Annotated in this window: 13 protein-coding genes and 1 pseudogene; 6 read left to right on the forward strand and 8 right to left on the reverse strand. The window is 71.7% G+C overall.

What is annotated here, in order from left to right; translation table 11 throughout:
- Positions 1 to 479: 479 nt before the first annotated feature.
- Both OG422_RS06960 and OG422_RS06965 read left to right on the forward strand, forming a co-directional pair.
- Positions 480 to 2,072 carry an FAD-dependent monooxygenase gene (locus OG422_RS06960; protein ID WP_405740908.1) on the forward strand — a complete coding sequence of 531 codons (1,593 nt, stop codon included), beginning with the start codon at positions 480 to 482 and terminating at the stop codon, positions 2,070 to 2,072.
- Between the two features lie 427 nt (positions 2,073 to 2,499).
- Positions 2,500 to 4,371, forward strand: coding sequence for a CDP-glycerol glycerophosphotransferase family protein (locus OG422_RS06965; protein ID WP_405740910.1), 1,872 nt, complete (start codon positions 2,500 to 2,502; stop codon positions 4,369 to 4,371).
- Between the two features lie 116 nt (positions 4,372 to 4,487).
- Here OG422_RS06965 and OG422_RS06970 read toward each other — a convergent pair whose 3' ends face one another.
- The 4 genes from OG422_RS06970 to OG422_RS06985 form a co-directional block, all read right to left on the reverse strand.
- Complete coding sequence (locus tag OG422_RS06970) at positions 4,488 to 6,620, reverse strand: tetratricopeptide repeat protein (RefSeq protein WP_251076440.1); 2,133 nt, start codon at positions 6,618 to 6,620, stop codon at positions 4,488 to 4,490.
- Between the two features lie 90 nt (positions 6,621 to 6,710).
- Positions 6,711 to 8,612, reverse strand: coding sequence for a helicase-associated domain-containing protein (locus tag OG422_RS06975; protein ID WP_405740914.1), 1,902 nt, complete (start codon positions 8,610 to 8,612; stop codon positions 6,711 to 6,713).
- Between the two features lie 14 nt (positions 8,613 to 8,626).
- Entirely contained in the window at positions 8,627 to 10,336 is a 1,710-nt protein-coding gene (locus tag OG422_RS06980; protein ID WP_405740917.1) for a hypothetical protein, read from the reverse strand.
- Positions 10,333 to 13,215 carry a DEAD/DEAH box helicase gene (locus OG422_RS06985; RefSeq protein WP_405740920.1) on the reverse strand — a complete coding sequence of 961 codons (2,883 nt, stop codon included), beginning with the start codon at positions 13,213 to 13,215 and terminating at the stop codon, positions 10,333 to 10,335. Before OG422_RS06985 ends, OG422_RS06980 begins: the two co-directional genes overlap by 4 nt.
- 469 nt (positions 13,216 to 13,684) lie before the next feature.
- Here OG422_RS06985 and OG422_RS06990 point away from each other — a divergent pair.
- Positions 13,685 to 15,180 (forward strand): annotated as a pseudogene (locus OG422_RS06990) (UvrD-helicase domain-containing protein).
- Positions 15,181 to 15,387: 207 nt separating this feature from the next.
- On the forward strand, positions 15,388 to 15,705 hold the full coding sequence (locus OG422_RS06995; RefSeq protein WP_405747669.1) for a DUF6343 family protein: 318 nt from the start codon (positions 15,388 to 15,390) through the stop codon (positions 15,703 to 15,705).
- A 31-nt stretch (positions 15,706 to 15,736) separates the two neighbouring features.
- Here OG422_RS06995 and OG422_RS07000 read toward each other — a convergent pair whose 3' ends face one another.
- From OG422_RS07000 to OG422_RS07010, 3 genes are all read right to left on the reverse strand, one after another.
- Entirely contained in the window at positions 15,737 to 16,144 is a 408-nt protein-coding gene (locus OG422_RS07000; RefSeq protein WP_143943889.1) for a tetratricopeptide repeat protein, read from the reverse strand.
- A gap of 276 nt (positions 16,145 to 16,420) precedes the next feature.
- A complete protein-coding gene (gene coaE / locus OG422_RS07005) occupies positions 16,421 to 17,011 on the reverse strand; it encodes a dephospho-CoA kinase (RefSeq protein WP_143944999.1) in 591 nt (196 codons plus the stop codon).
- Positions 17,012 to 17,154: 143 nt separating this feature from the next.
- The gene (locus OG422_RS07010) at positions 17,155 to 18,102 is read right to left on the reverse strand and encodes a proteasome assembly chaperone family protein (protein ID WP_405740924.1); all 948 of its coding nucleotides are present in this window, start codon (positions 18,100 to 18,102) and stop codon (positions 17,155 to 17,157) included.
- 450 nt (positions 18,103 to 18,552) lie between these two features.
- Here OG422_RS07010 and OG422_RS07015 point away from each other — a divergent pair, with 450 nt between their 5' ends.
- Positions 18,553 to 19,542, forward strand: coding sequence for a right-handed parallel beta-helix repeat-containing protein (locus OG422_RS07015; RefSeq protein ID WP_405740927.1), 990 nt, complete (start codon positions 18,553 to 18,555; stop codon positions 19,540 to 19,542).
- A 168-nt stretch (positions 19,543 to 19,710) separates the two neighbouring features.
- Here the strand turns inward: OG422_RS07015 and rpsA are convergent, their stop codons facing one another.
- Positions 19,711 to 21,225 (reverse strand): 30S ribosomal protein S1, encoded by a 1,515-nt coding sequence (rpsA, locus tag OG422_RS07020; RefSeq protein WP_143944245.1) that lies wholly within the window; start codon positions 21,223 to 21,225, stop codon positions 19,711 to 19,713.
- A 370-nt stretch (positions 21,226 to 21,595) separates the two neighbouring features.
- Between rpsA and OG422_RS07025 the strand changes: the two genes are divergently transcribed.
- The gene (locus OG422_RS07025) at positions 21,596 to 22,426 is read left to right on the forward strand and encodes a class I SAM-dependent methyltransferase (protein WP_405740931.1); all 831 of its coding nucleotides are present in this window, start codon (positions 21,596 to 21,598) and stop codon (positions 22,424 to 22,426) included.
- Positions 22,427 to 22,433 lie beyond the last annotated feature (7 nt).

Raw genomic sequence — 22,433 nt, forward strand, 5'->3', positions numbered from 1 at the left:
CGTAGGACCCTCGGATACTTGCGGGTATCGCATGTGATCTCCGCGGCCTACGATCCGGAGTCGTGTCCGCCGTCGCCAGGTCGGGACGGCCGCGCTCCTCGGGGCTGCGCGCACTCCGCCACGGGGCGGTGTCCGCCCACCGGGTGCGCGACGGGCGGACGGCGGGGCGCACCACCGGGCGGGTTGCGGGGTGTGCACGGGCTGAGGGGGGTCATGATGCGGAAATCCGTCGGTGTACCGGCGTTCGCGCCGCGATGTCAGGACGTTCAGCAACCGGAGTTACCCCTGGCGGCGCAGGTCCGCCGCGTGCGCGCGAGGCTGTCCGCCCTCCCTTCGGTTTCGGCCTCGTTCACGGCCGCCTCCTGGGCCGTGGTGGCCGCCGCGCGGCGCCGGGCACGCCCGGTGGTGGTGGCTCCGTTCCTCCCGGCGCCCCTCGCCCGCCCGGCCGTCGCGCGCACCTGCGGAGAAAGAGGCTGCCCATGAACACGCCGAGCGGTACGAGCAGCGGCGGACTCCACTTCACCCACCCGTATCTCGCCGTGGTGATGGGTGGCGGCGTCGCGGGCATGCTCGCGGCCGCGGCGCTGTCCGGGCACGCCGACGTGGTGGTCGTCGAGGAGGAGACGGTGTCCCAGGGGCCGGCGTCGCGGCGTGCGCTCCCCCATCCGCGGCAGGCACCGCTGCTCACCACCGAGATTGCAGAAACGATCGAGGAGCTGCTGCCGGGCGTGACCGGGCGGCTGCTGGAGGTCGGTGCCCGCCGGTTGCCACCGGCCGCGGATCTCGCCCCCACGGCAAGCCGGATCCGTCGCCGGACACCGCCCGGCGCTCTCCTGTCCTCCTCCCATGACCTGCTGGAACGGGTGTTCCGCGAGCAGGTGCTGACCCTGCCCGGCGTCACCCTCCTCGACGGGGCCGAGGCCGAGAGCCTGACGGGCACGCCGGAGGACGTCACGGGCGTACGGATCCGGGAGACGCTCAGCGGCGAGGCCCGTCGTCTAGACGCGGATCTGGTGGTCGACGCCACGGGGCGGCGTTCCAGGACCCCGGAGCGCCTGGTCGCGCTGGGTCTGCCGGAGGTCCGCCAGGTGGTCGTGGACGACGGGTTCACCTGCGCCACCCGTGTCTTCCGCGCCCCCTCCGGCAGCGATCCCACGGTGCTGAGCGCGGGCCGCGACGCCGCCGGGCACGCGCTCGGCCGGTGCGCGAGCCTGATCCCGATCGAGGACGGCTGCTGGCTGGTCACGCTCGCGGGCGCGCCGGGCGAGGAGCCGTCGCACACCGCCGACCGGTTCGTACCCTTCGCACGTGAGGTGGGGGACGGCTCCATCGGGGAACTCCTCGCCGATGCCGAGCCGTTGAGCGAGGTGCGGCTCTCACGACACGCGACCAGCCACCGGCGCTGGTACGAGGAGCTGGCGTCCTGGCCCACGGGGTTCGTGGTGCTGGGCGACGCAGTGGCCTCGTTGCCTCCCGCTTACGGCCAGGGGCTGTCGGTCACCGCGCACGCCGCGGTGGCGCTGCGCGACGGGCTGGGGCGCCACGGTCTGGACGACCCGGCGCTCGCCCGCGGTCTGCAACGGACCGTCGGCCGTCTCGTCCACGCGCCGTGGGCGCTCGCCACCGGCCAGGACATGCGCCGTCCGGGCGGCACCGGGCCACGCCCTTCGGCGGTCGCCCGCCTCGCCCGGGGGTCGGTGCACCGCATGCTGCGTTCGGCCACGAACCGATCCGCTCCACACGGCGGCCACCCGGACCTCACGCCTCCGGCCACGCTCGGCACCCGCCCGGGGCGCTCGCCCCTGCCCGGGGGCCGACTGCCCGTCGTCTCCCCGCGCCCCCTGATCACCCCGCCGACCTCGGCTTCCCTCCCCTCAACGGCCCTGCCGCCGGGCCGATCGGTATCCCCCACCGACCCGCTTCCCAACGGGCCACGCGCCACCGACGGTGAGACGCCGCCCTGCCCGCCGTCGCCCACGGACGGAAACCCACCGCTCCCGCCGGGCTCGCCTCCGGGGCGGACACCAGGACCGTCTTCGGAGCCTGGGCCCGAACCGGCGGCGGAACGGTGAGAGAAAGCCGCCGTCCTGACCGCTCCTCACCACCCCCCGGCCTCATCTACGGTTGACCAGCGTCATCCGGCCCGTTCCCCTTGGCGTGGTCCCATGCGGGAACGGGCGGGCGGACCTGCTCCGACGGCGTCTCAGCCACTGACTTACGGTGGTGGATTCACGGAAGCGTCAAGGACGGACAGGGGTTGCGGGAACCGGTGAAAGGCGCTAATGGCAGGCTGTCCGCGAACCGCGAACCGCGAACCGCGAACCGCGAACCGCGAACCGCGAACCGCGAACCGCGAACCGCGAACCGCGAACCGCGAACCGCGAACCGCGAACCGCGAACCGCGAACCGCGAACCGCGAACCGCGAACCGCGAACCGCGAACCGCGAACCGCGAACCGCGAACCGCGAACCGCGCGGGTGCGGGTGCGGGTGCGGGGACGTGCTCGACACCAGCCACGGTCTGATACCTCCGCTGCGGGTGCCGGTCGGCGCGGATCCCGAGCGCTGGCGCACGTTCCCTACCGAGCGCACTGTCGTGGTCATCGCCCGTACCGTCACCTCCACCGTCCGGGTGCTCGACGTCCTGGGACCGGTCTTCCGTGACGAGTCGCGTGTCGACCTGGTCTTCGCCTTCGACCCCAGCTCCGCCTTCAACGACGGGGTACATGACCTGATCCGGTCGGTGGGCGCCCGGGTACTGCCCTGGCACCAGTACCGGGGCCTCTCCCCCGACCTGGTCATCACGGCCACCGAGAACGCCGATCTCGCCGTCGAGGGCCACACCGCCCCCGTCCTGGTCCTGCCGCACGGCGTCGGGTTCCACAAGGTCGTTCCGGATTCCCGGAGTGACCAGGACCGTCTCGCCGGTGTCGTCCCCGACGCGTTGCTGCGCAGCGGCCGGGCGTGGCTCGCCGTCTCCCACCCCGACCAGGCCGAGCAGTTGGCGGCCGCTCATCCCCTGACCAGGGACCGGACACTGCTCATCGGCGATCCCTGCCACGACACACTGGTCAACGGCGTGGGCCTGCGCGCCGCGTACCGCGAGGCTCTCGGCGTCACCGGCAACCGGCGTCTGATCGTGCTCAGTTCGACCTGGCGTGACCGGTCGCTCCTCGGCCGGAATCCGGCGCTGCCCGCCCGGCTGCTGGCCGAGCTGCCGATGGACGATTACGCGGTGGCGCTGGTGACCCACCCCAACATCGTTTCCGCACACGGCGTCTACCAGCTCCGGTCCCTGCTCGCCTCGCCCCTGAGCGCGGGCCTGTTGCGCATCCCGCCGACGGACGGCTGGCAGGCCGCGCTGATCGCCGGGGATCTGCTGATCGGTGACCACGGCTCGGTGACGTTCTACGGTGCCGCCCTGGGCAAGCCGTTGCTGCTCGGCGCGTTCAGCGAGGACGAGGCCGTCCCCGGCACGCCCATGGCGGAGCTGGGTAAGCAAGTGCCACGGCTCGAACCCGGTGCTCCGCTCCGTCCGCAGATCGAACGCGCCCTGGCCGACAGCGTCCGCGGGCCGGCCGACAGCGAATCCCTCAGCCAACTCGGGGCGAAGGCTCTCATAGCCCCGGGCCACGCACTACGCCGACTGCGTACCGCGGTCTACGACCTTCTCCGCCTCGACCTCCCCGAACGGTCTTCTCCCCTGCCGCGTTTCGCCCCCGAGGCCCCGTGCCCGGCGGACCCTTGTCCGGACATCACCGCGGTCCACATCACGACCGAGGTCCGCGACACCCCCGTCGGGCCACAGGTGGCCATCGGCCGGACACCCGCCGCGGTCGGCCACTTCGCGGACGCGGGAGACCTGGAGATCGCGAACGCGACCGAGGACGGTTTCCCTTCCGCGGGCCCGTCGCTCTCCTCCGACACATTCCGTCATCTCTCCTGCAGCGATCTGGAACAGGACCGGTCGCTGGCGGAGAGCGCATCCGTGCTGGTCCGTGACGCCGTCGCCGGTTCCATTGCCGCCGCCGACCGATGGATCGCGGACGTGTTCTCGCGCTATCCGGGCTGTCTGCTCGCCTCGACGTCCGTCGCCGACGCGGGCTGCCGGGTGGCGCTCCGCGACGGCCGGACCGTCGTGGCACCCCTCTCGGCTGACCGCCACGGTGCCATGGTCGTGGCGGCGCTCGTCTACGCGTTGGTGCGCTCGGGGCGCCCCCTGGAAGCCGTCACCTTCACGCTCGGCGACCGCGCCGGGGCCACCGTGCTCCGCGTCGTCCACCGGGACGGTCCGGAGGACCTGGGCCCCGCCGCGCAACCGGATACGTACCGGACGACGCCGGTCGCCGGGGAGTTCGCGGACCGGCCCTGAGCACGACCGCCTGTCGGGCGGCGGCGCCACGGCCCGGTGACCGACAGGGCGGGAGACGGCGGGCGCCCGGGGCGGGGCACCGCTGCATGTGCTGCCCGCGCCGCCGGGCACCGGGGTCAGATCCGGGGCGGCTCCTCGGCTTCCTCCGTGGTGCGGGCCAGGCGGCGACGCAGGTCTTCCGCTCGGGGCGCTCCGCCCGCTTCGTAGATGGCCAGCGCCGCGGTCAGGTGGCGCCGCGACAGCTCGCGGTCGCCCCGCTCCTCGGCTATCGCGGCCAGCGTCTCGCGGGCCGGTGCCTCGTAGTGGACGGCGCCTCGCTCCCGCAGCATGCCGACAGCTTCTTCCAGGGACGCGACGGCCTCGTCGCCCCGGCCGAGCCTGTACTCGGCGCTCCCGATGGCGGCCAGGGCGCGGGCGCCCATCCTGCGGTCGTCCAGCGTCATGAACCGGTCGTAGGCGTCCCGCAGCGTGCCGAGGGCCTGTTCGGTGCGGTCGGCGGCGTCTTCGGCGCAGCCCATGAAGTAGAGGCCGATGGCGATGCCGCGGGCGTCCCCCGCGGCGCGGTAGAACGCCATCGCCTCCTCGTATGTCGCGATGGCCCGGGCCGGATCGCAGCGGTCCCAGTACCGGCCGTAGAACTCCCGGACGGAGGCGCGGAGCAGGGCGTGGCCGGATGCGTCGGCCTTGGCGATGGCGGTCTCCAGCTCACCGCGGGCGCGCTCCGGTTCGTCCCGGTCCATCAGCGGGCGGGACAGGAGGGCACGCAGCCGGGCCTCGGCCGCCGGATTGCCGTCGGCGGCGGCGTGGGCGGCGCCCAACTCCCCGGACCGGACCCAGTCGTGGAGGTAACGCCTGTTGAGGTAGAGCGCGGTGAGGGCCTCGGCGAGTTCCCAGGCAGGACGGTGCCAGCCGTGCTCCGCGGCGGTGCGCTGGGCGGCGAGGAGTTCGCTCCGCCAGGCGTCCAGCCAGTCCAGCGCCTGCTGCCGGTCGCCGAAGGCCGGGGCTCCCTCGGTGCCGTCCAGCCGCTCGACGTACGTCCCGATCCGCATCCTTGCGGCCATCACGGAGAGGTCGGCCTGAGCGGCGCGGGCCAGGAGGTGGTCCACCACCCGCCGTACGGCCTCCGTGCGTTCGGGGCCGGGGTCGGTGTGGAGGGCCTGCTCGCGGGCGTGGAGGCGGACGAGGTCGTGGAAGGTGTAGCGGCTGTCGGCCGTGGCGGTGACCAGGCTCGCGCGCTCCAGGCTGTCGAGGTGTTCCTGGACCTCGGCGGGTGTCGTCCCGGCCAGCGCGGCGGCGGAGGTGGCGTCCCAGCTGCGTCCGGGGTGCAGGCCCAGGAGCCGGTAGAGCCGGGCTTCTTCCGCGGGGAGGCCGTCGTAGGCGATGGAGAAGACGGCGGAGACGGTGTGTTCCTTGCCAATGCGCAGGGCCTGCAGGCGTCGGTGTTCGTCGGCGAGTTCGGCGGCGAGGACCGTGGTGGTCAGCCGGGGGTGGGTCATGAGCCGGGCGGCGGCGACGTGGAGGGCCACGGGGAAGCCGCCGCAGTACTCCACGATGCGCCGGGCGTCCTCGTCGTCCGGGGCGATGCGCGTCTCCCCGCACAGGCGTCGCAGCAGTTCAAGGCCGTGTTCCGGGGTGAAGGGTTTCAGGGGCATCAGCTGTGCTCCGTCCATCGTCAGCTCGCCGAGTTGCCCTTGGCTCGTCGCGAGGACCACGCTTCCGGGGGCGCCCGGAATCAGGGCGCGGACCTGGGCAGGCTCGGTCACGTCGTCGAGCACCATGAGCACCTGGTCACCGGCAGTGCGGGTGCGGAACATGGCGGACAGCTCGCCGAGGGTGCGGGGCAGGTACTGGTCTTCAACGCCGAGGGCCCGCAGGCACTGGCTCACGCCTGCCGAGACATCTCCTCCGGCTTCTCTCCGCAACTCGGCGAAGTCGACGTAGAAGGCTCCGCCGGGGAAGCGGGTCTCGTCCCGGTGTGCCCATCGGCGTGCGGTGGTGGTCTTGCCGACGCCGGCCATGCCGCTCAGGACAGCGACGCGCGGGGCGCCGTGGAGGTCCCCGGTCCAGCGGTCGATGGCCTTCAGCACCGGCTCGCGGTCCACGAACTGGGGGAGCTCAGCCGGAACCTGGCGCGGGGTGGGGGCTTTCGGAGGCGCTGGGGCCTGCCAGATGCTCCCGATCGATCCGGCCTGGATCACCGTGCCCTGGACATTGCCCGAGACGCCGTTCGACACGTTTCCGTCGCTCACGCCGTGTGTCCCCATTCCGGCCTCACCCTCCCCGTTGTGCCGTGCTCGACTCCGTACGGTGAAACGCTACTTGACGCGGGCGGCGGCACGTCAGGGCTGTGGATAACCCGCGGCGGCCGGGTCGGGCGCGCCGAGGAGACGGCGGGCGAGGGCCAGCGTGGCGTCGGGGTTGCGGGTGGGTACGGGGGCGTGGGTGCGGTGGGTGGGGAGGCGTTCCACCTCGGTGGCGCCGGTGTCGGATTCGAGGGCGGGGGCGTAACCGGCCGCGCGGAGGGCTTCGAGGGTGTCGGCGGGCGGGCGGTTGCTGACGAGCACGGTGGGAGCGATGGTGCGGAGCCCGAGGTGACGGAGGGCACGGTGGGCGGCGAGTTCGGCGATGAGGGTCTCGTCGTCGGAGCGGAGGCAGCAGGCAGCGGGGACCACCCGCATCCGGCCGTGGGCGCGCGCGGTGTCCTCGATGAGGTAGGTGAGGGGTTGGGGCAGGTGGCCGTCGGCCGATGCCTCGGTGAGGGCGTCGAGGAGGTCGGCGGGGCGGCGGCCGCCGTCGAGGGCGCGGCGTACGGATGCGGGGGTGAAGCGCCAGGTGACGGCGTGGCCCTCGGATTCGCGGTCGGCGGTGGCGGCGAGCAGGTCGGTGAGGGTGACGGTGGGGCGGCCGGGGACCACGGCGGTCAGGTCTGCCTGGAAGTGGGCGTGGTCGAGGGGCGTCGGCAGCAGGTCGTGGAGGGCCGCTTCGAGGTGCCGGGGGTCGGCGAGAAGGGCGTCGCCGAGCGGGGTGAGCGTGCCGTGGGCGATGAGCCCCAGGTAGGCGGCTTCGTGGAGGGTGTGGGCGGCACGGTCCTCGATCTGTGGCTGCGCGTCGAAGGCGAGGGGGCGGTGCCATCGGGCGGCATCGAGGAGTTCCCGCAGCGGGGTGGGTGCGGTGGTGTCACCGGCCGGTTGCGAGGCGTCCGGCAGCGGGGGAAGGGGGGCTCCGGTGCCGAGGGGGACGGTGGCGAGCGCGGCGAGCAGCGCGTGCCGGAGGGCGGGGGCGTGCCGGTCGTGACCGCGGACGAGGGCGGTCGGGGTTTCGCCGTACGGGGTGTGGGTGGGGAGGCCCCACAGGGATGACCAGGCGGTGAGCAGCGGGGCGAGGCGTTCGCCGGGGGTGCGGGTGAGCCAGTCGTCGTAGGCGGCGGTGGGGAGGGCGGTGATGCCGGAGGGGGTGCGGGTCAGGGCGATGAGGTTCGCGGCGAGGGCGAGGTCGAGGAGGAGACGGGTGTGGGGTTCGGTGGCTCCGGCGGTCTTGGCGAGGCGTTTGGTCTCGCGGACGGTGAGGCCGCCGGTTTTGCGCAGCGCGGCGGGCTGGGTGGCGAGTGCGGCGAGCAGTCGTTCGGCGGTGGTGGCGAGGGTGGCTGCCGCGGCGGCGGATTCGTCGTGGAGGGCGGTGAGGGTGCCGGGCCGGGCGGGGTGCGGGGTGGGGCGTGGCGGGGCCGCGGCGAACGGCCCGAGAGGGGCGGCTGCCAGGAGTTGGGCGGTCCGGGGCGGGACGACGATGTGGCCGTCCTCGGTGAGGGCGGCGATCCCGTCGTCGCAGAGGGAGCGCAGGGCGGCTTCGGCCGTGGTCCGGGCGGGTCCGGAGGTGGCTCCGAGGACGGTGTAGGTGGCGTCGGGCGGGACGGGTTCGCTGGCCAGGCGGGCGAAGGAGAGCCGGTGCGCCATGAGGGACTGGTAGTCGGCGCCGGACGAGGGGGCGGCGGGGACCGGGGCGTCCTGGCGGGCGCGGTCCTGGCTGATGCGGGCGGTGGTGGCGAGGACCTGGAGTCTCGGGTGGTCGAGGTGTAGCACCAGGTGGTGGAGGGTTTCGTACGACCACAGTGCGGTAGCGAGGTCCCGTAGTCCGGTGGCTGCAGGGCGCAGGGAGAGGGGTGCCGCGTGCCGGGTGAGGAGCGCGGCGAGCTGCTCGGGGGTGCGCTGTGCGAGAGAGCGGGTGAGTGTGTCGAGTCCTTCCACCGTATTGAGGTTAGTCATCGCGTGAGGAGGTTGCGGAGGGCGGTCAGGGGGTCGGGGTCGGCGGGGCCGGTGGGCCACCAGACCTCGGCTCCGGGGTCGGATTCGTACGGATACCAGAGGCCGTCGTGGCCGAAACGGAGCTGGTGGCGGCGGTCGGGGTCGGTGAGGCGGTTGTGCTCGGGGCGCAGGGGCGGGTGGCCTGCGGCGAGCAGGGCGCTGCGGGCGCGGTCGAAGTCTCCGGCGGGCGGGTCCCAGGGGGCTTCGAGGAGGGCCAGCCCTTCGCGGCCTCCTTGGCGCCATGCGGCGACGGAGCGGGCGACGTCCTCGATGGTGCGGCCGGTGGCCACGGCGAGGTCACGGAAGAGGGCGCGGGTGGCGGAGGTGAGCCCGGCGGTGGGGTGTGCGGTGGCCGCGAGGCGGAGGGCGTCCTGCCAGGGGGTGAGTGCGGCGGCCGGGTCGGGATTCGTACGGAGGCGGGCGCCGGGTTGCCCGAGGGCGGCCAGGCGGGCGTGGGCCCGGGCGGCGGCGTCGGTGGCGAGGAATTCGAGGGCGGTGGGGTCGAACGGGAGGCCGGTGCCGTCGGGGAGCGCCGGGGTGTTTCCGGGCCCGTCGGGGAGCGGCGGGGGTGGCGGGAGCGGTGGGCGGGGTCGAGCGGTGAGGGCATCGCGGGCGAGCACTCCGCGGCGGGTGTGCGCGGATCGGGGCGCGGGGTCCTGTGGTGGGCCGTGGTGGGGTACCGGGGTGGCCTCGGCCTCCGGTGCTGCCGGGTCTGGGCTCTCCGGTGGCGTTCGGTGTGGGGCGCGGCCCGGCGCGGAGGCGGTGGGGTGGGCCGGGCCGGAGATTACGGGGCGGACCTCGTCGGCCGGGGACAGCGCCGCCGGGCGGGATCGGCGTACTACGTGAGGTTCGGCGGCCCCCTGGGGCACGTCGGCCCGGTGGGCTTTGTGGTTCCCACGGTTCGGGTGGGTCTCGCGAGCGGTGTGGACGGCGCTGCGGCGGGTGAGTTCGTCGAGGAGTTCGCGTTCGCCTCGGCCGCGCATGAGCAGCAGGACGAAGGGGTCCGCGTCCAGGAGACGGGCCACATGGCAGCAGAGGGCGGCGGCGTGTTTGCAGGGGCGTCCGTGGTCGGGGCAGGAGCAACGGGGCGCGAGGTCTCCGGTCCCCGGCAGCAGCGGAACGGTGCCGTCCGCGAGTGTTTCGGGGAGCTTCTTGGCCAGGAGCGCGGCCAGTTGGGCCGGTTCGGCGGCGACGGTCTCCAGGAGGGTGTCCCACTCCTCGTCGGGGAGGGTACGGAGGCGGATCTCGGCGCTGTAGGGCCGTGGTCGGCTGCCGCGGATGGTGGCGAGGATGCGTCCGGGGGTGATGTTGACAGTGTCGACGTGGCCGTCGCGGGCATAGGCGCGGCCGCGGGCCAGCCGTGCGGGGTCCAGCGCGGTGGTTTCGAGGGCGTCGAGCCAGGCGCGGCCCCACCAGGTGGTGGCGAAGGTGTCGCCCGCGGTGTGCGGTGGCAGTGGCAGTGGCAGTGGCAGTGGCAGTGGCAGTGGCAGTGGCGGGAAGGTACGGGAGCGGTCGGCGCGGGTGAGGCGGTCCGTGGCCGCTCTGCGTCCGGCGGCGTGCCGGTCGCGGAACGGAGCGGTACCGGGGGCGACCTGTCGGCCCGCCGGACGACGGCGGGGGCCACCGGCGAACGGGTCGGGGTACCCGGAGGCGGGGCGGGGGCTCACGTGGGCCTCCGGAGTGAGACGAGGTCGGCGAGATCGGCGTCGGACAGTTCGGTGAGTGCGGTATCCCCGGTGGAGAGCACCGCGTCGGCGAGCGCTCTCTTGGCGGTGAGGAGGTCCGCGATGTTGTCCTCGACGGTGCCTTCGGTGATGAGGCGGTGCACCTGGACCGGCTGGGTCTGGCCGATGCGGTAGGCGCGGTCGGTGGCCTGCTCCTCCACCGCCGGGTTCCACCAACGGTCGTAGTGGATCACGTGACCGGCGCGGGTGAGGTTCAGTCCGGTGCCCGCGGCCTTGAGGGAGAGCAGAAAAACCGGGACGTCGCCGGACTGGAAGCGGTCAACCATCTCCTCGCGCCGGGCGACGGGGGTCGCTCCGTGCAGCAGTTGGTTCGGGATGCCGCGGGTGCGGAGATGATGTTCGAGCAGCCGGGCCATTTCGACGTACTGGGTGAAGATCAGGGTGGCGCCGCCCTCGGCGAGGATGGTGGCGAGCAGTTCGTCGAGGAGTTCGAGCTTGCCGGAGCGGGCGACGAGTCCCGGTGCGGCCTCCTTGAGGTACTGGGCGGGGTGGTTGCAGATCTGCTTGAGCGCGGTGAGCAGCTTCATGATCAGGCCGCGGCGGGCGATGCCCTCCGCGCCCTCGATGGCGGCAAGGGTTTCCCGGACGACCGCCCGGTAGAGGGCGGCCTGTTCGCGGCCGAGCGCCACCGGGTGGTCCGTCTCGGTCTTGGGCGGGAGTTCCGGGACGATGCCCGGGTCGGATTTTCTGCGGCGCAGGATGAACGGCCGCACCATCCGCGCGAGGCGCTCCGCGGCGCCGGGGACTTCGCCGCCTTCGACGTCTCTGGCGTGCAGCGCGCGAAACGTTTTCAGGGGCCCGAGGAGCCCGGGGGTGGTCCAGTCGAGGAGGGCCCAGAGTTCGGAGAGGTTGTTCTCGACGGGGGTGCCGGTGAGGGCGATGCGGGCGGGCGCCTTGATATCACGCAGCGCTCTGGCGGTGCCGGAACCAGGGTTCTTGATGTGCTGGGCCTCGTCGGCGACGACCCAGGCCCAGGGGTGGTCGGCCAGTTGGGCGGCGCTGCTCCGCATCGTCCCGTAGGTGGTGAGGACGAATCCGCTGTCCGCGCCGTCGAGGCTGCGTCCCGCGCCGTGGAAGCGGCGTACGGGGGTGCCGGGGGCGAAGCGTTCGATCTCGCGTTGCCAGTTGCCCAGGAGGGAGGCGGGGCAGACGACGAGCACCGGGTCGGTGGGGCGCCGCTGGAGGTGGAGGGCGATGACGGTGACGGTTTTCCCCAGGCCCATGTCGTCGGCGAGGCAGCCGCCGAGGCCGAGGGAGGTCATGGTGTCGAGCCAGGTCACGCCGCGGAGCTGGTAGTCGCGGAGGGTGGCACGGAGCGCGGGTGGCTGCGGCAGGGTGTGGGTGGGGTCGGTGAGGCGGTCGCGCAGCGCGGCGAGCGCCCCCAGGGGGACGACCTCCACCTCTTCACCGTCGATGTCCGTGGTGCCGTTGAGGGTGGCGGCCAGGGCATCGGTCGGCTTCAGAAGGCCGAGTTCACGTTTGCGGGCCTTGCGGACGAGGGCGGGGTCGACCAGGACCCATCGGTCGCGCAGTCTGACCACGGGGCGGTGCGCCTCGGCGAGTTCGTCCATCTCGGCCTCGGTGAGCGGCACTCCGTCCATGGCCATCTGCCAGCGGAACCGCAGGAGTTGGCTGGTGTCGAAGAAGCCGAATCCGTCGGCAGCGGTGCCGGGGGCGGGGCGCAGTACGGCGGTGGCCGTGAGGCCGCGGGCCAGCTCTCTGGGCCAGTGGACGGCCACTCCGGCGGCCTTCAGCCGGGGTGCCACCGCGCCCAGCAGGTCGGTGAGTTCGTCTTCGTCGAGCGGCAGGATGTCGGGGACCGGGCGGTCGAGGAGGCGACCTAGCGGTGCCCAGATCCGTGCGGCCCGGCGGAGCGCGAGGAGGGTGTCGACGCGGGCGCGGGGGCCGAAGCGGTCGGCTCCGGCACCGTCCCACAGGTCTGCCGCGTCGGTCACCAGGGTGGGGTCGGTGAGGTTATGGATCTGGAGGATGGCCGCGGCGGCGTTCCGCTCCGCCGCCGGGCCACCCGTGTCGCCTCCGGTGGCGGGCAGCGGCGCCTCGGGGCTGTCGAAGAGCCGGTGCGGGGCAAGGTCCAGTCGCAGGGAGAGGCGTACTCCGGCGTCCGCACCGGCCGCAGTTTCGGCCGCCCATTCCCGCGTGCCGGGGATCGCCTGCGGCTCCTGGGCGGCGAAGGCGGGTCCGGCGAGGAACGCGGCGCCCGGTGTACGCGGCAGTGTGTCGGTGACGGCGTCGACGAAGAGCCGGACGAGAGCGACCGGGTCGGGGAGCTGCAGCGGGCGGGTGCCCGGCAGGGGGGTGGCGTATGCCTCGCCGGGCATGGCCGCGGCGATGGCGGCGAGATGGGCGGCGTCGTCCGGGTCAAGCGGTCCGGCGCGCCAGGCGTCGATGTCCTGTTCGGTGAGGCCGGGCAGCAGCCGTCCACGCGCCGCGAGGTGCAGCGCGTGGAGGGCGGCGGCGCCCCAGCAGGCGGTCGCCGGGTGGGCCCCGGGGTCGCTCCGGGCGTCGAGCAGCAGGGGAAGCGCGTCAGCTATCGGCAGGAGAACGGCGGGGACCGTGCGGCTCCGTGCGCCGTAGCCGTGGCGTCGGGCGACGGTCAGCTGCACGGTGCCTCCGGGCGGACCGCCGCCGGTGGCCGCCCCGGCTCCCCTTTCTCCGCTTCCGTCGGCTTCCCCGCACGGGAGCGGGGCTCCGTCCGGCCGCCAGAACGCGACGGTCCCGGCACGCGGCGGCGAACCGGGCAGGAAGAGCGCGGCGCACGCCGCCAAGTCCCTGCGCGCCACGCCCCCGACGGGAGAGGACGCGCTCGGCGAGGCACTTCCGGCGGAATCAGCGCGTCCCGCCCGCTCGTCGTCCGCCGCCACGCCCGCCCCTGCCCATCGACCACTCACTGTCACATGGCTCGCCGGTTCGGCGGCCTCGGTCCGCCACCCGGCTCCGGCCTGCGAGTCTACGGTCGTCCGCACTGCCCCTCCTCCCCCGCTTCCTTCCGCTCTCCGCCGCTCCGACGCGAGCATCCTCCGTCCGCGGATCGATTCGGTTGATCCACCGCCGATGGAACCAGACACCACTGACAATCACCCCTGAGCTGCGATTTCTCCCATCAGCGTCCACGCACGCCCGCCATGCCACGCCTTCCCTCGCGGGAGTCGTCCACAGCTCATGAAAGGTCTCGCACAACGACGACCGAGGAGTTACAGTGAGTCACGAAGTCACTTTCTGTGACCGATTCATTCCGTTGAGGAGATGCTCATGCGCGCCCACCACACCACCACGCCCACCACCGAACAGTCCGCGGCGGCGGAGGCTTTCCGGACCGGCTCGCACCTCGTGATCCAGGCAGGCGCCGGGACGGGCAAGACCACGACGCTCGGGATGCCGGCGCACGAGGCACGAGCCCAGGGCCGACGCGGCCGCTACCTCGCCTTCAACAGATCCCTCGCCCGGGACGCCGCCCATGCCTTCCCCACGGAGACCACCTGCACCACTGCGCACGCCCTCGCCTACGCCGAAGTCGGCAGAAAATACCGGGCCCGGATGGACGTTCCCCGGCGCTCCGGATGGCGGACCGGTGCTGCTCTCGGCATCGACCCCGGAATGTCCTTACGCCTCGGCCCCCGCAAGATCAGCAACCGGGCCCTGTCCTGTGCCGCGCTGCGCACCGTCAACCGCTTCTGCCAGTCCGACGATCCCGGCCTCGCGTACCACCACGTCCCGCCGCTGCGCGGAGCCGAGGCCGAGCCGCTGCACAGGCGACTCGCCGACGCCGTCCTCCCCTACGCCCGCAAGGCATGGGCCGACCTGCAGAATCCGGACCGGGGCGCGGTGCGGTTCCTCCACGATCACTACCTCAAGATGTGGGCGCTGCAGGAGCCCGTCATCCCCACCGACTTTCTCCTCCTGGACGAGGCCCAGGACACCAACCCGGTCATGGAGCACGTCCTTGACACACAGCGGGACCGCGCCCAAGTGGTGCTGGTCGGCGACTCCGCACAGGCCGTCTACGGCTGGCGCGGAGCCCGCGACATCATGACCGGATCCCCCGGCCGACACCTCCGCCTCTCCCGCTCCTTCCGCTTCGGCCCGGCACTCGCGCACGAAGCGAACCGCTGACTGGCCCTGGCGAACGCACCACTGCGCCTCACCGGAGCGCCGTGGCGCACCACGGAGCTCACCGCGGTCCGTGACCCTCAAGCCATCCTCGCCGGTCCGACGCGGGCGCGATGAGGGAGGTGATACGGCAACTGGCGGCGGGCCGCAGGGTGGCGTTCGCCGGTGGCAGCGGGGCGCTGCGTGCCCTCGCACACGCCGCACACGATCTGGAATCGGGCCGGTCGACCACGCATCCGGAGCTGATGCTCTTCGCATCGTGGAGTGAGCTGCGCGAGTACGCGGAGTACGACCCGGCGGGCCGGGACCTGCTGCCGCTTGTCGAGCTCGTCGACACCCACGGAAGCGAAGCGGTCCTGGCCACCCTGGACCAGCTCTCGCCAGAGGAGTGCGCTGAGGTCACCGTCTCCACGGCACACCGCGCCAAGGGACGCGAATGGGACAGCGTGCGTATCGGCGACGACTTCACGGAGCCGGATGATCTGGACGAGCACGACGACGGGATACCGCTCCCCGGCCCCGTCGACCCCGACGAGTCCCGCCTCGCCTACGTAGCGGTGACCCGGGCACGCTCCCGGCTCGACATCGGCGGCCTGTCCTGGATCAACAGACAACCGGCGGGCGATCCCCGCATCTGACACGCATCCGCGCTCCGCGTGGGCACGGAGAGTGCACGGGAGGACATGAAGAGCGAACCAAAGACATACGGAGAACCACCGGCTCGCGCCTCGCCGGCCCGCCCTCGTACGGGCTCAGACCTGCCGCTCAGGGTGGCATGACGCTACGGATTGGTGAGTGACGACGCGACGATTCGGTAGGACCATGGATGCGGGAGATGGATGGCAATGCGCACGGGAAATGAGCCTCTTCACGCACGTAGTCCGCTGAAAATCCGCTTCGGGCTGATCATCTGGGGGCTGGTCTGGGCCGTCGCCGGAACCGTGGCTTTCGTCATGGTCGGCAGACCCGGCTGGGCAGCTGCCTGTGCCGCCCTGGCCCTGGTGACCCTCATGGACCTGGCCGTGGTCATCCGGCACCTCCACCAGGGCCCCCACTACCAACCGGGCAAGGACATACCGCCCTACGAGCCCGACCATGGGCGGAACGATGCCTTCACCCGACCTCGACCCTCGGGGCCACGGGGCAGAGCGCGTCCCCCGTAGCCCCTTGCCCCAGGGCACCCGGAGCGCAGGATCAGGCAGCGGGAGCAGGCGGCAGATCGGGACCGGCGTCGTCGGTGCCGGTGCCGAAGCGGGCCGCCTGGAGGAAGTCGGGCCTCGGTTCGAGGGCCGCGGCGAGACGGAAGTGGCGCTGCGCCTCTTCCGGACGGCCGGCACGCTCGAAGGTGCGTCCCAGGGCGAAGTGCGCGAACGCGTTGTCCGGTTCACGCTCCAGCACAATCTGGAACTCCAGCTCGGCCGGGCGGAGCTGAGCCGCGAGGAAGAAGGAGCGAGCACGCAGCAGCCGTGCAGCGGTGTTCTCCGGGTGCGCGGCGATGACCGAATCGAGCAGCCGGATCGCGCCGCGAGGATCGCGGGCATCCAGCAACTGCTCCGCGGCACGGTAGTCGATGACATAGGTTTCGGGGCTGCGCTGTTGCACGGCTGCCTCCTTCCGATGCGTACCGAGCGGTCCTCCTGGGCCACCCGGTCAGATTCTCCCGGCACAACGACGACGCCCGCCACTGCATTCCCGGTGCGAGGTCGGCGAGGGAGACCGTGGCGCCGTCGTCATTACCTCGTCGCCTCGCTGTGGGCCGCGCAGTGCGAAGAGGGACGCGACGCTGATACAAGCGCGGCACGGAGAGGGGAGGGAGCGGAGGGGCGGGGTGGGGCGGGGGGGGCGGGGGAGGCCCCGAAGAACATCTCTCCCCCACCCTCACCCCTCCCCCAACCGCTCCCAAGCCTCACGAACCTGCCGCTCCAAAGCATCCAGCGGCCCATCGTTGTCGATAACGACGTCGGCGACGGCGAGGCGTTGTTCGCGGGTGGCCTGGGCGGACATTCTGGCTTTCGCCTCGTCCTCGGACATGCCCCGCAGGCGTACCAGCCGGTCCAACTGGGTCTCGGGGGCCGCGTCGACGACGATGATCAGGTCGTAGAGGGAGGCCAGGCCGTTCTCGGTGAGCAGCGGTACGTCGTGGATGACGACGGCGTCGGGCCCGGCCGCGGCCTCCAGTTCGGCGGAGCGGGCTCCGACGAGGGGGTGCACGATGGCGTTGAGGGCCTGCAGTTTGGCGGGGTCGGAGAAGACGATGCCGCCGAGCTTGGGGCGGTCGAGGGCTCCGTCCTTCGTCAGTACGCGGTCGCCGAACTCCGCCACGACCGCCGCCAGTCCGGGTGTGCCCGGTGCGACGACTTCGCGTGCGATCTTGTCGGCGTCCACGATCACCGCACCGTAGGAGGCCAGCAACCGCGAGACTTCACTCTTACCGGCTCCGATTCCGCCTGTCAGTCCCACCTTCACCATGGACCCACGCTATACGCAGGGCTCACCGGCCCGCTCGGGGACCGTCAACATCCGGGACCGCCTGGGCCGTGAGCTGCCTGGATCGGGGGCCACACGGGCCAAGTCCAGACTCTCGAACCACCCCCACCCCGCGCCCCTCCCCGTCAAGCATTCCCCCCATCCGCCTCACGCTCCGCCAAGAAGCGTTCGAGTTCGTTACCGATCTCCTCGGCGGACGGCAGATCGACCGCTTCCGCCACGAGGTTGCCGCGGGCTTCCGCGCCCGCCACCGCGTCGTATTGGTGCTCCAACCCGCTGACCAGCGCGACCAGTTCTTCGTCCCCCTCCGAGATCTGCCGTTCGATCTCCTCCTGGGTGCGGAGCGCCTCGGTGCGCAGCGAGTGCGCGGCGCCGGGCAGGACCAGGCCGGTGGCGGCGGTCACGGCTTCCAGCGCGGTGAGCGCGGCGTCCGGGTAGGGCGACCGGGCGATGTAGTGCGGGACATGCGCGGCCACGCCCAGCACGTCGTGTCCCGCTTCGGCGAGCCGGAACTCGATCAGAGCTTCGGCACTGCCGGGGACCTTCGCCTCTTCGAAGACGTCGGCGTGGCCGGGCATGAGGTCGGTGCGGTTGCCGTGCGGGGTGATGCCGACGGGGCGGGTGTGCGGGACGCCCATCGGGATGCCGTGGAAGTTGACGGAGAGTCGCACGCCGAGGCGTTCCACCATCTGCTGGACGGCGGCGGCGAACCGCTCCCATTCGACGTCCGGTTCGGGCCCGGACAGCAACAGGAAGGGCGCGCCGGTGGTGTCCTCGACGAGCCTCAGTTCGATGCGCGGCGTTTCGTAGGCCGTCCAGCGATGGCGGTCGAAGGTCAGGAGGGGTCGGCGGGCGCGGTAGTCGATGAGGCGGTCGTGGTCGAAGCGGGCGACGACGCGGTGCGGCAGGCCGTCAATGAGCCGTTCGACGATCTGGTCGCCGGTTTCACCTGCATCGATGTAGCCGTCGAAGTGGTACAGCAGCACCAGTCCGGCGGAGTCCTCGGCGGCGATGGTCTCCACCTCCGCGAGCCCGCTCGGCTCCCATTCGTACAACCTCTGGGGATTCAACACAGTGTCCGCTCCTCCTTGTATCCGTGTGGGACAACGTCCGGCCGGGATGCCACATTCCCGGTTGTGATCGGGGGTCCGACAGCATCCGGCCAGGATGTGCCCGCCATCGTTCCGCGCCAGGACCGGCCTTCCGAGCCGTCGGATCAACGCGCTCCAGCGCTCCCTCACTCAGGCATCCGGCGCTCCGGCCAGGGAATCACCACGCCCCAGAGGGGCACGGAGGGTCCGGAGTCTCCCATCCTCCGAGGGAACGGCGCACCCCTGTAACCACAAGGTGCACCAGACTGCGGCGTGTGCACCCGCACATCATCTTGCGTTCACTCTTATGAATCGCGTCTCCAGTTATGCCCATGCAGGACCCTTGACGCTCGAACTGCTGCACCCCTAGCTTCTCGACCACCCTCGCGATTCATATTTCCGCCCCACGTTCATATACGGAAAGGCAGATGAATGCGCACCGGACCCCTTCTCACCGCCTCGGCCGCTCTCGGGCTGGCCGTCGGCGCGGCCCTGACCGGCACGGCGGGCGCCTCCCCCGCGGGGTCGCCCGCCGCCTCCCCCACCCGCGTCATCGACGTCTCGAACGCCTCGCAGCTCAAGTCCGCGCTGACGGACGCGAAGCCGGGCGACACGATCCAGCTCGCCGACGGTACGTACAAAGGCAACTTCAAAACGTCGGCCACGGGCAACTCGGGATCGCGGATCACGCTCACCGGATCGTCCAAGGCTGTCCTCACCGCCGGGGGCGGCTACGGCCTGCACCTGAACGGCGCCTCGTACTGGACGATCAAGGGCATCACCGTCGCCGGCGGGCAGAAGGGCATCATGATGGACGGCGCAAACAGCGTCGTGATCGACTCGGTGACCGTGCGCGATCTGGACATGGAAGGCGTCCACTTCCGTAAGTCCAGCAAGAACGGGGTCATCAAGAACTCGACGATCCGTGACACCGGCAAGGGCGGCAGCGGAATGGGCGAGGGCGTGTACGTCGGCAGCGCGGGCGGCACGGACGATCACAGCGACAACGTTCAGGTCCTCGACAACACCATCGGTCCGGGCGTCGGCGGCGAGAACATCGATGTGAAGGAGGGCACGACCGGGACGAAGATCGTCGGCAACACCTTCGACGGCAGCGGGCTGACCGGCGCGCACTTCGACGACTCCTGGGTCGATGTGAAGGGCAACGACGTCCTGGTCGAGAAGAACACCGGTCGGCACACCAGGAACAACGGCTACGAGACGCACAGCCAGGAGTCCGGCTGGGGCTGCGGCACGGTCTTCAAGGGCAACAAGTCCGATCTGAGCGGCGCCTCCGGCGAGGGCCGCTACGGCTTCAACATCACGAACTACGACGCGAAGAAGTGCCCTGTGACGATCGCGGGCGACAACACCGTGACCGGCGGACGCGGCGTCGCCAACCCGGGCATTCCGGTGGGCTGACCTGCGGCGACCGTACGCTCACGGTGGCATCAGAGGTCGTGGCCGCGACAGCGGCCCCGGCGCGCGACGCTCGGCCCTGGGCTCCGTCACTCCGTGCGGGAACGACGAAGGCCCGCCCCGAGAGGGGGCGGGCCTTCGCCTATCGGCTAGTGCCTAGCGGGGAGCTTTTCAGCTCTGGCCGCCGGCCAGCTTCTCGCGGAGCGCGGCCAGGGCCTCGTCCGACGCCAGGGCGCCGGAGTTGTCCGCCGACTCCGAGGAGTACGAGCCGCCGCCGGCGGTGCCGCCGCCAGCGGTGCCGCCACCGGCCGCCGGGGCCGCAGCGCCCTCGGCCGCAGCCTGCTCGTCGGCCTCGCGGGACTTGATGACCTGCGCCTGGTGCTGCTCGAAGCGCTGCTGGGCCTCGGCGTACTGGTTCTCCCAGGCCTCGCGCTGGGTCTCGTAGCCCTCCAGCCAGTCGTTGGTCTCCGGGTCGAAGCCCTCGGGGTAGATGTAGTTGCCCTGGTCGTCGTAGGACGCGGCCATGCCGTACAGGGTCGGGTCGAACTCGACGGCCGTCGGGTCGGCACCGAAGGACTCGTTGGCCTGCTTCAGCGACAGCGAGATCCGGCGACGCTCCAGGTCGATGTCGATGACCTTGACGAAGATCTCGTCGTTGACCTGGACGACCTGCTCCGGGATCTCCACGTGGCGCTCGGCCAGCTCGGAGATGTGGACCAGGCCCTCGATGCCCTCGTCGACGCGGACGAACGCACCGAACGGAACGAGCTTGGTGACCTTACCCGGGACGACCTGACCGATCTGGTGGGTCCGGGCGAACTGCTGCCACGGGTCTTCCTGGGTCGCCTTGAGCGACAGGGAGACGCGCTCGCGGTCCATGTCGACGTCGAGGACCTCGACCGTGACCTCCTGGCCGACCTCGACGACCTCGGAGGGGTGGTCGATGTGCTTCCAGGACAGCTCGGAGACGTGGACGAGACCGTCGACGCCGCCCAGGTCCACGAAGGCACCGAAGTTGACGATGGAGGAAACGACGCCGGAGCGCACCTGGCCCTTCTGGAGGGTGGTGAGGAAGGTCTGGCGGACCTCGCTCTGGGTCTGCTCCAGCCAGGCACGGCGGGACAGGACCACGTTGTTGCGGTTCTTGTCCAGCTCGATGATCTTGGCCTCGAGCTCCTTGCCCACGTAGGGCTGGAGGTCGCGGACGCGACGCATCTCGACCAGGGAGGCCGGAAGGAAGCCGCGGAGGCCGATGTCGAGGATGAGACCACCCTTGACGACCTCGATGACGGTACCGGTGACGATCCCGTCTTCTTCCTTGATCTTCTCGATCGTGCCCCAGGCACGCTCGTACTGAGCGCGCTTCTTGGACAGGATGAGGCGGCCTTCCTTGTCCTCCTTCTGGAGGACCAGGGCCTCGATCTCGTCACCGACGGCGACGACCTCGTTGGGGTCGACGTCGTGCTTGATCGACAGCTCGCGGCTGGGGATCACGCCTTCGGTCTTGTAACCGATGTCGAGCAGGACCTCGTCCCGGTCGACCTTCACGATGACGCCGTCGACGATGTCGCCGTCGTTGAAGTACTTGATCGTCTCGTCGATCGCGGCGAGGAAGGCTTCCTCGTTACCGATGTCGTTGACCGCAACCTGCGGGGTGGTGGCGGTGGTCTCGGTGCTGCTCGTCATGTGGGAAAGGGCTCCGGTACGGACATTGAAGTCGTAGGTACTGCTACGCCGAGAGCCGTTATCGCTTCTGCACAAGCCGGACAGTGTCAGAGGCGCCTCTCTGGAAGCCCCGTAAAGACCGGGGCCAACCGAAACGCCTCGAAAACCGAGGGGACATACATACAGATGCGAGCGCGACCTGCTCCGTCTGAGGCGCACAAGCCCGCAGCGCAACTTGTAGCATACGGGGGCAGCCGGGCAGGGTCAATGCGCGAAGCCGCACACCCAGGGCAGACCGCCCGATTACCGGCATGCGTGATGTTCCGCGGGGCCCAGGGCCCCGACGTCCCTTACTGCTACAAGCTCAGCGAAGACTACGACGACGGGCGCGATGAACCAAGAGTACGAGCCGGAGGCGACCCGACGTCATGCCTCGGCAACGGAAAGCAGCCAGGCCAGCCGCGGCTGGTGGGACCGCAACGCCGACGACTACCAGAGCGAGCACGGCGCGTTCCTCGGGGACGACCGGTTCATCTGGGGGCCGGAGGGGCTGGACGAGGAGCGGGCCGGGCTGCTCGGTCCGGCCGAGGGGCTGAAGGGCCGGCGGATCCTGGAGATCGGGGCGGGCGCGGCGCAGTGTGCGCGCTGGCTGGCGGCGCAGGGGGCGCGCCCGGTGGCCCTGGATCTCTCGCACCGGCAGTTGCAGCACGCGCTGCGGATCGGGGACGGGGCGGACGGTGCGGCCGCGGGCGGTGCGGTGGATCTGGTGGAGGCGGACGCGGGGGCGTTGCCGTTCCGGGACGGCGCATTCGACATGGCGTGTTCCGCGTATGGCGCGATTCCGTTCGTCGCCGACCCGGTGCGGGTGTTGCGCGAGGTACGGCGGGTGCTGCGGCCGGGCGGGCGGTTCGTGTTCTCGGTGACGCATCCGATCCGTTGGGCGTTCCCGGACGAGCCGGGGCCCGAGGGGCTGTCGGTGGCCGCGTCGTACTTCGACCGGACGCCGTATGTGGAGCAGGACGAGAGCGGACACGCGGTGTACGTCGAGCATCACCGGACGGTGGGTGACCGGGTGCGGGACGTGGTGGCGGCCGGGTTCCGGCTGGTGGATCTGGTGGAGCCGGAGTGGCCGGACGAGAACACGCAGGAGTGGGGCGGCTGGTCACCGTTGCGTGGGTATCTGATCCCGGGGACGGCGATCTTCGTGTGCGTGGCGGAGTGAGTCCGCG

The organism is Streptomyces sp. NBC_01525, from assembly GCF_045040405.1.
Lineage (GTDB): Bacteria > Actinomycetota > Actinomycetes > Streptomycetales > Streptomycetaceae > Streptomyces > Streptomyces benahoarensis.

Excerpts from the sequence above, each read along its gene's own strand:
- OG422_RS06960 (WP_405740908.1), top strand. The coding sequence starts at position 480 with ATGAACACGCCGAGCGGTACGAGCAGCGGCGGACTCCACTTCACCCAC.
- OG422_RS06995 (WP_405747669.1), top strand. The coding sequence starts at position 15,388 with ATGCGCACGGGAAATGAGCCTCTTCACGCACGTAGTCCGCTGAAAATC.
- coaE (WP_143944999.1), bottom strand. The coding sequence starts at position 17,011 with ATGGTGAAGGTGGGACTGACAGGCGGAATCGGAGCCGGTAAGAGTGAA.
- OG422_RS07015 (WP_405740927.1), top strand. The coding sequence starts at position 18,553 with ATGCGCACCGGACCCCTTCTCACCGCCTCGGCCGCTCTCGGGCTGGCC.
- rpsA (WP_143944245.1), bottom strand. The coding sequence starts at position 21,225 with ATGACGAGCAGCACCGAGACCACCGCCACCACCCCGCAGGTTGCGGTC.
- OG422_RS07025 (WP_405740931.1), top strand. The coding sequence starts at position 21,596 with ATGAACCAAGAGTACGAGCCGGAGGCGACCCGACGTCATGCCTCGGCA.